The organism is Desulfobulbaceae bacterium (assembly GCA_013792005.1).
Taxonomy (GTDB): Bacteria; Desulfobacterota; Desulfobulbia; order Desulfobulbales; family VMSU01; genus VMSU01.
Map to the genome: position 1 here is coordinate 19,426 of VMSU01000051.1, position 8,192 is coordinate 27,617.

An 8,192-nucleotide genomic window follows, 5' to 3' on the forward strand; every position below is an offset into this window, starting at 1 on the left:
GAGTATATGTTGACAGCACAGGATATTATGACCCGTCAGGTGATCACCGTGGCTCAGGATATGCCAGTCAAAGAACTGGCCACGCTGTTTTTGAGCAAGAAGATAGGGGGGGCGCCAGTGGTGGATACCTCTGGGGATTTGGTGGGGGTGGTGACGGAAAGCGATCTTATCGATCAGACGAAAAATGTTCATATCCCGACTGTGATCTCTATTCTTGACTCGGTGCTATTTCTGGAGAGCCCTGGCAAGATGGATCAGGAAATCAAGAAGATAGCGGGTAGTACTGTCGGGGACATTTGCGCTCGCAATCCCGTGACGGTGGATGAAGATACTCCGCTCAGCGATATTGCTACCATTATGTCGGAGAAGAAGATCCATACCTTGCCGGTGTTGTTTCGCGGCACTCTGGTTGGGGTAATCGGCAAGGCCGATCTTATCCGCGCCATTAGTCAGGGGCTGTAGGTTCGAGTTGGACTTGGACTACCCCGCGTACTGAATTGATGAGGTAAAGGGCTTGGGCGTTGTGCAGATCTTGGGGAAACAGGATTTTTTCCATGATCAATCCCGGATGGCGTGCCAAGAGAAATTCGCGGCAGACGCCGGGGAGCAGGCCTGAGTCAATAGGTGGTGTGAAGAATTGTTCCCCTTGGCGGATCAGGATATTGCTGATGCTACCCTCTGTAACCTCTCCTCTTTCGTTGGTGAAGATGACGTCTATAGCGCCGCAGTCCAGAGCCTTCTGTCGCTCTCGGGTATACAGGTCGCGGCGGGTCGTCTTGTGGTAGAGAAAGGGGGAGCTTGAATCTGAGGATTTTGAGCTGAGGATTACACGAGGTAGGGGGGGCTCGCCAAGTGTTGACAACGGGATATTGATGGCAGCAGGGGCGGGGCATTGATTCTGTTCAATGGATACCGTGCCGTCCCGATACAGGAGGAGACGAACCCTTGCGGGGCCATTCTTCCAAGCGCCTGATTCCTGGTTGAGTTTCTCTTTGAGTGCCTCAAGATCTACAGGGTAGTTGAAGTATCGAGCGGATTGCGCCAAGCGGTTTAAGTGAAGATCAAGAAGCCAGAATCCTGAGGTCTTTTGCCAGAGTAGAGTTTCAATGAGTTGAAAATCGGATCTTGGATGAGTCAGAAACTGTCCCTTAAGCAGGCACTCTTGCCATTCAGCCATCGGGGCGGAGTCATGAACAACGCCGGAGCCGATTCCCATTTCTCCTCTGCCTCCTTGTCGTAGCAGAACTGTGCGGATGGGGACGTTGAATACGGCTTCGCCGTGTGGTGAAAAGTAGCCAATGGCCCCGGTGTATACTCCTCGCTTTTTTGGTTCCAGTTCATTGATGATCTCCATGGTCCTGATCTTTGGCGCGCCGGTGACTGAGCCGCAGGGAAAGAGGGCTCTGAAGAGTTGCTCCAGACCGACACGGGCGTCAATCTGTCCTTCTATGGAAGAAGTCAGTTGGTGGACGGTGGAATAGGTTTCCACTTGGAACAGGGACGTTACCTCAACGCCACCCATGGCGCTGAGGCGGCCCAGGTCATTACGGAGCAGGTCTACAATCATGACGTTTTCGCTGCGGTTTTTGGGGTCGTTGCGCAGGTCTGTGGCGAGGCGTAGGTCTTCGTCGACGGTTCGTCCTCGGGCCATGGTGCCCTTCATCGGCTTGACCTGGCAGCGGCGCTCTGATTTGCGGAAAAAAAGTTCTGGCGAGAATGAGAGTATCCGTTCGTTTCCGAGATGGAGATAGGCGCTGTAGCTCACCGGTTGGTTGCGGCGGAGGGCAAGATACAGGGACTCAGGGCTACCGGTGAAGTCGAACAGGAGTTTGAGGGTGTAGTTAACCTGGTAGGTGTCACCTGCCGCGATATACTCCTTGATTCGATCAAGCGCTGCGAGATACTCATCTCTGGTGATCGAGGGGGTGAGGTTGCTTATCTGGTAGGGTGGGGGCGTGTGTTTTCCGTTGAGCTTGAATGGCAGTAGGCGCTCCCACTCGTGGCCTGGGAGTGAGTGGTCGAAGATGATTGGTGTGCGATAGACCCCTAATTCGGCCAGAGAGATATCCCCAAGTTCAGCAAGGAGAGGGTGGAGGGAGGCTTCTAAGGCATAACCGAACTCGTAGCCAAACCAGCCAGCCAGGAAATAGCCTTGGTCGAGATATTCCTGGGCACGAGTGAAAAAATGGTCAGGCGCTTGTCCTGCCTGGAATGTCAGGCGAGCAACAGGCGCGTTGAACAGGAGAGAGGTTTTCTCCTCGGCAGTTGTTCTGCTGGTCTCAAGGAATACGAAGTCTTTTTCAGCGCTCAGAAAGTTGAGGATGGCGCTGATGACCGGATCTGAAAGAGGTGGGTTCAAGGGGTATTAGCCGTGGAGGGGATGAGCATGAATGTGCAAACCTTAGGATTCGGATCTTTTGTACCGTTTGGAGGATTCAATTGCAATATTTTTCTAGACGGTGTCACTTACTGGCTTGCCAGAGTGAAGCCAATAATTTACACTAGAATCAATTTGTAGCAAGGTGGAATGAGTGAAGGTTGCCGGAGAGGCGGCAGCGAACTTGCGCGGGTGTGACTGGTAGGAATTATGTTTTCGCCGCCTGTGGTTTTGTTTCGCTATGAGGAAATTACCAATACTATTGAGGACGAGCGATGTTGATTAGGGACTGGATGGCAAAAGATGTCTTGACTGTTGATGAAAATACTTCGTTGATGCGTGCGACCAGGATTATGAAGGAGAACAATATCCGTAAGCTGCCGGTGGTGTCCCATGGTAAATTGTTGGGGATCATTACTGACCGTGATGTCAAGGAGGCCTCGCCATCTAAGACGACATCTCTTGATATTCATGAGCTGTATTATCTGTTGTCAGAGATGAAGGTTAAGGATGTGATGACCAAGAATCCGATTACCATGAAGATGACCGACTCTTTGGAGAAGGCGGCTCTGATCATGTTGGAAAATAAGATTTCAGGAATTCCTGTGCTTAATGATTCTGGTCATCTTACTGGTATCCTGAGTGAAACCGATGTTCTCTTGGGGTTTATTCATGCTACCGGAATTAAGGATGGTGCGATTCAATATGTGTTCAATCTGCCGGATGCGCCTGGCGCCGTCACCGAGGTGGTTAAGGTTCTGCGTGAAAATGATGCCCGAATTATCAGTATGTTGACTTCTTATGATGATGCCGGCGAAGGCAAAAAGGAGGTCGCCATTCGGGTAACTTTACCGAATAAAGGGGATATTGAAAAATTGACAGAGGTTCTTTCAAAGAATTTTGTGCTGGTGTTCCAGGCCAAGGATGAACTTGCTGATCTGCCCAGGAAACTTGCGAGCGGAGCTTAAAAGGATTATTTTTTAGATCAGGCAGTGGCGCTATGCGCAAGCTACTGCCTGATCTTGTTTGCGTTATAGCTGTTCGTTGCCTTCGTACGCTGCTTCCGAGTCCTCTGGGTACTCCCCCAAGTTATTTTCGTTGTTTCCCTGTTGTCCTGAGGAGAGGTTGCCTTGGGATGAGTCTGTTGTTGCCGCGTTATCCTCTTGTTCCAGATTTGTATCCCTGTGTTCGTTGCCAATCGGGACGAAGGTTATCCCCTCAGGTACTCTGAAGTCATTCGTGGCCTGGTAGTCGGTCGCCCCGTTCATGAAGGCGAGCCATGTAGGTGCAGTGGCTTGTCCTCCCGTCTCTTTTTTTCCCAGAGATTGCAGCTTGTCGTACCCCATCCACACTCCGGTGGCGAGGCGCGGGGTATAGCCGACAAACCATGCGTCGATGTTGTCATCGGTGGTGCCGGTCTTGCCGGCCGAAAAGGGGATACCCTGGGCCTTCCTTCCTGTTCCTTCTGCAATAACTCCTTTGAGGAGATAGGTAATCTGGTAGGCTACGCGTTCATCTATTGCCTGCCGAGGTGTGTTTGCGGCTTTTTCAAGGACTTTGCCATTGCGATCAATAATCGAATCGATGAATTGTGGCGCTTGGTATTGACCGTTGTTGGCAAACACTCCGTATGCCGCGGTAAGTTCTGCGAGGGAAACAACCGAAGAGCCCAACGCTAGTGAAAGATTAGGAGAGAGTGGCGAGTTGATGCCCAGGTCCTGAGCAAATTTGATAGCTGGTTTGGTGCCAACCGCTTGCAGCAGTTTAATTGTGACAATGTTGTTGGAGTGGATCAGAGCATTGCGGAGGGAAGTTGGACCATTGAATTTGCCATTATAATTTTTGGGGCGCCAGATGGTGGGCCCGGTTTTAAACTCGACGGGGGAGTCATCAATAATGCTGTTGGGGGTGTATCCTTTTTCCAAGGCCGCTGCATAGATGATGGGTTTGAACGAGGATCCTGGCTGACGTCGGGCCTGGGTTGCCCGATTGAACTGGCTTGATTTGAAGTCCGTCCCGCCGACTAAGGCCAGCACTCTACCGCTGCCGATTTCAATACAGATCAGGGCGGATTGGGGAGGGGGGCCGCCGGTTGGTTGTCTGATCTTCCACTGGGCAACTCCTTGCTGGATAGCGCTGACAGCGTTTCTCTGCAGGTTGAGGTCAATGGTTGTCCGAATCGTGAGCCCTCCTTGATTCAGCACATCACGACCATAGGTGGTGGCGATGTAGTTTTTTACTTGTTGGACAAAGTACCCGGCAGCGTCAGGCGGGCCCGCTTGTGTGGCCCACAGCAAGGGGTCTCGATAGGCATTGCGGGCTGCAGTCGGTGTGATATAGCCGTCTTCGGCCATGCGATTTAAGACATACGCCTGTCTCGCTTTGGCCCGCTCGAAGTGTTTGAAGGGGGAGTATCGGCTCGGTGCCTGAGGGAGCCCGGCCAGGATGGATATTTCTGCCAAGGTCAGGTTTTTCAGCGTTTTGCCGAAATATGTTTGCGCGGCGGCGCCAACACCATAGGTCCCTTCTCCAAGGTAGATCTGGTTCAGGTAGATATGCAGGATCTCGTTTTTTGACAGGAACTTATCGATTCGGTAGGCCAGGATGGCCTCTTTAATTTTTCTGGTGTAGGTTTTTTCCGGAGAAAGGAGGAGTGAGCGGGCGACTTGTTGGGTGATTGTGCTTGCTCCTTGTTTACCACCACTGCGTATGTTGTGGATCAAGGCCCTGACGATTGACAAGGTGTCGACCCCTTGATGCTGGAAAAATCGGGCGTCCTCGGCAGCAATAAAGGCCTTGGTAAGCAGTTTTGGCATCTCCTCAATGTTTGCCAGCCTGCGGTTTTCGGTAAAGGCCCAGCCGATGGTTTCATTATCCTTGTCGAAAATTAATGAGGTGGCGTTAGGTTGGTAATCGGCCATGGAGCTGATATCTGGCAGGTTTAATGCTGCAAGCAGGTACAGACTGGCGATAATGGCGACGGTCAACAGGCCGCTGATACTAAGCAGAAAGATGCTGATCTGGATCTGTCCCCAAACCCAGGGTTGACGGGGTCTGCGCTTGGCGCTTGTTGTCTCTGGGGGAGGTGTGTCGATCTTAATGTCAGATATGGGCGCCGAAGTTCTCACTATGGACAGGTGTCGTGTGCAATAAAGGTAAGGGGCAGTGGTGCAGGGCAGCGGACACAATAAGGGGTCAAATGTGTGCGGTGGGAAAGGGCGTGCTCTGCTGTGGAGATATAGGGATCAATAAAAAAAGCTGCCCCGAAGAGCAGCTTTTTTTATTGGAGACAGAGATGTTTCCTGATTACTTAGTGTGGCAACCAGTACACTTGGTCGGGGCATTCTTGCCCTCTTTCTCCATCTTTTTGTGGCAATCTTTGCAGGCAGCATGGCCAACGGCCTTAAGAGAGTTCAGCTGAACATTGGCGAAATCCTTATTGTGACAGGACTCACATTTTTTTTCTTCACCGGCAACGTAGGGACCCTTCTTGCCATCAGCAGTCATGGTGTGGTGACACTCTTCACACTTTATCGTATCCTGATGTTTCTTGTGAGGGAATTTGGAAGGCTTGGTGGCGGCAGCAGTCTGCATGGTGATTTCTTCAGGACCTGCGTTGCCTGCGAATGATGTATTGGCAGCCATCATGGTGAAACAGAATCCAACAGCAGCGATTGCTGCGGTCTTCATGGTTTTTTTCAGCATCTTTTTTCTCCTTGTTTAAATTGTAAATGAATGATGATTCACAACACTACTGGATACGATTATTATTCCGGAGCTGCTCCTTTGTCAAGGGGGAAAAGTCAGGGTTGGGGGAAATTTTGGTGGCAGGTGTGGCAGAGCTTCATTCCCTTGGTGCGTCGGAGTAGTGATTCATTATTGTATTCGGCATCCCAGAATTCAGCATGATAGGAGTGGCAGGTGATGCAGGTGATATTGCCGCTTGCAGTCAAAGGCATGTCCCGGGGGATGGGCATGGAGGGTGTGACTTCCAGAGGATGGGAAAAAGAATCTGCGCTGTTTTTCGAGTTGCACGGAAAGTTCTGGTGGCATTTCTTGCAAGTCGTGCCGACATCTTCGGTGTAGGACAGTTTCTCACGGTCGAAGGGAAGGGTCTGGTGGCAGTCAAGGCACTGGGTGTCTCCCTGTTCGTCGTGGACCGCAAGGACTAAGCTGGGGTTAAGAAAGAGAGCAGTGATGATGAGGAAAACAGCGAGGAGAATTCTCATAAGACAAAGGCCCCTGTTGCTTTTCGGAGATCGGAGACAGCGACTTTCAAGTTGGCGAGAGTTTCGCTGGTATTATCGGATTGTGGCGTTTTCGACAGGCGGACAATGGTGTCTGCCAGTTCTTGGATTTTTGTCATCCGCTGATTGAGACTGGTTTTCATAGCGCTTAACTCGTCGGCAATATCACGGAATTCATCGTTCTGTCGGAGTGTTATTGGAAATTGGAGTTCACCCTCGGTTATTCTGAGAATGTCACTGGTCAATTTCTTGAGAGGACCATGGATTTTGTTGAACAGGCCTCTGGCTGTCAGTGCGAAGGCGATCAGGATGAAAAGGATGACAAAGGCATTGGTATAGATCATTTCATCCCAGAGAAGCCCGCCCGGCGATATTTTAGGTAGACGCATGGAGTAGAGGACGGAATTGATTTTTTTGAAGGCGAGGTAGTTGAACGCCCCTAGAGCCAAGGTTCCTCCGAGGATGGAGAGCATGACAAAACGAAAAATGAACTTACTTTGCGCGCTGTTTTTAATGTAGTACGTGCGCCGTTTATATTGGGTTTGCATGGTGATTATCTCCCGTCCATTTTGTGGCATGCGAAGCAGAGTTGGCTCTGGAAGTCTTCGATGACCAGTTTTTGGGGAATTGATGAGTATGGGTCGTGACAGGATCCGCACCCCATCTTTCCATCATCAAAGAAACGGATGCGTTTGTCAACCTGATCAATGGGCCTGAGTGCAGCTTTTGGTTTGGATTCGACGATGTCGCTGTATCTCATGCCGATAGGATGCATGCCGCCGTTGTCATGATCTATGAGGTTTACCGAATGGCTCCAGGTGCCGGCGTTAACTTGGACTGCGGAACCGAGTGAACCATCATGGCAGGATAGGCAATTGCGTGACATGGCGTCGATTGCTAGGTCTTGATCTTCGGCGACGTAATTGGACTCGAAGTGAGCCTCCCTGAATACTGTCTCGTGTCCGCCAGAGGTCAGGGTGTCTGAGTTCTGGTGGCAGATGTCGCAAAAGATCTTGCCCGACTCATTGCGTCGTAAAAACGATGACTTCGTCCCAAATGGAGTAATTTGAGAGGAGTGAATGTCATGGCAGGTAACACAGGTGAGTGTCCCTGATGGGGACAATGGAAAATCAAGTGGAATGCGAACTTTTAGGGGAAGAATGTCCACTGGGTGCATGTAGCCATTGTCGTAGAGAGTTGTGTGGCAGGTCATGCATTTTGATGTCAATGCTGAGTAGACTTCTGTGGTGATATTATTTGATTCGGTGGTGTGGCAGATGCCGCACTCGTTCTTATCAAAGTCGTGTGCCGGTCTTCCCATGCTGTAGACAATCGAGGCCATCAGCAAAGAGAGGCAGGAAAAAGACAGAAGGTGTTTGCTCATTGGAGGCGCAAGGAAGATGTAATATCTTTAATTGCTTTGACCTGTTCAATGATTTCGGCCGCCTGAGGTGGGTCTCCTGGACGGTCAAGCAGGTCTTGCAAAGTCTTGGTGTGCTGGTCGGCCAGGGTTATTTTTGAAGTATAGATATCGATAAGGGTGTTTAATGCCTCCGCCATGGGTTTGA

The 8,192-nt window shown here is 50.7% G+C and carries 8 protein-coding genes; 2 read left to right on the forward strand and 6 right to left on the reverse strand.

The window, feature by feature from the left end; all coding sequences use genetic code 11:
- Positions 1–6: 6 nt before the first annotated feature.
- Complete coding sequence (locus FP815_03080) at positions 7–462, forward strand: CBS domain-containing protein (protein ID MBA3013919.1); 456 nt, start codon at positions 7–9, stop codon at positions 460–462.
- Here the strand turns inward: FP815_03080 and pabB are convergent.
- Positions 446–2,359 (reverse strand): aminodeoxychorismate synthase component I, encoded by a 1,914-nt coding sequence (gene pabB / locus FP815_03085; protein MBA3013920.1) that lies wholly within the window; start codon positions 2,357–2,359, stop codon positions 446–448. The genes FP815_03080 and pabB overlap by 17 nt on opposite strands.
- 293 nt (positions 2,360–2,652) lie before the next feature.
- On the opposite strand from pabB, the gene FP815_03090 reads away from it, so the two are divergent.
- Complete coding sequence (locus FP815_03090) at positions 2,653–3,345, forward strand: CBS domain-containing protein (GenBank protein MBA3013921.1); 693 nt, start codon at positions 2,653–2,655, stop codon at positions 3,343–3,345.
- 63 nt (positions 3,346–3,408) lie between these two features.
- Here FP815_03090 and FP815_03095 read toward each other — a convergent pair whose 3' ends face one another.
- The 5 genes from FP815_03095 to FP815_03115 all read right to left on the reverse strand — a co-directional run bounded on the left by FP815_03095 (position 3,409) and on the right by FP815_03115 (position 8,008).
- The gene (locus FP815_03095; GenBank protein ID MBA3013922.1) at positions 3,409–5,505 is read right to left on the reverse strand and encodes a PBP1A family penicillin-binding protein; all 2,097 of its coding nucleotides are present in this window, start codon (positions 5,503–5,505) and stop codon (positions 3,409–3,411) included.
- 178 nt (positions 5,506–5,683) lie between these two features.
- On the reverse strand, positions 5,684–6,082 hold the full coding sequence (locus FP815_03100) for a cytochrome c3 family protein (protein MBA3013923.1): 399 nt from the start codon (positions 6,080–6,082) through the stop codon (positions 5,684–5,686).
- Between the two features lie 98 nt (positions 6,083–6,180).
- Positions 6,181–6,606, reverse strand: coding sequence for a hypothetical protein (locus tag FP815_03105; GenBank protein ID MBA3013924.1), 426 nt, complete (start codon positions 6,604–6,606; stop codon positions 6,181–6,183).
- Entirely contained in the window at positions 6,603–7,202 is a 600-nt protein-coding gene (locus FP815_03110) for a methyl-accepting chemotaxis protein (protein MBA3013925.1), read from the reverse strand. The genes FP815_03105 and FP815_03110 overlap by 4 nt, the downstream gene beginning before the upstream one ends.
- Positions 7,178–8,008 carry a hypothetical protein gene (locus tag FP815_03115; protein MBA3013926.1) on the reverse strand — a complete coding sequence of 277 codons (831 nt, stop codon included), beginning with the start codon at positions 8,006–8,008 and terminating at the stop codon, positions 7,178–7,180. Before FP815_03115 ends, FP815_03110 begins: the two co-directional genes overlap by 25 nt.
- Positions 8,009–8,192: the final 184 nt, after the last annotated feature.

Coding starts and splice junctions, on each gene's coding strand:
- FP815_03110 (MBA3013925.1), bottom strand. CDS start 7,202: ATGCCACAAAATGGACGGGAGATAATCACCATGCAAACCCAATATAAA.
- FP815_03100 (MBA3013923.1), bottom strand. CDS start 6,082: ATGCTGAAAAAAACCATGAAGACCGCAGCAATCGCTGCTGTTGGATTC.
- FP815_03105 (MBA3013924.1), bottom strand. CDS start 6,606: ATGAGAATTCTCCTCGCTGTTTTCCTCATCATCACTGCTCTCTTTCTT.
- FP815_03080 (MBA3013919.1), top strand. CDS start 7: ATGTTGACAGCACAGGATATTATGACCCGTCAGGTGATCACCGTGGCT.
- FP815_03115 (MBA3013926.1), bottom strand. CDS start 8,008: ATGAGCAAACACCTTCTGTCTTTTTCCTGCCTCTCTTTGCTGATGGCC.
- FP815_03090 (MBA3013921.1), top strand. CDS start 2,653: ATGTTGATTAGGGACTGGATGGCAAAAGATGTCTTGACTGTTGATGAA.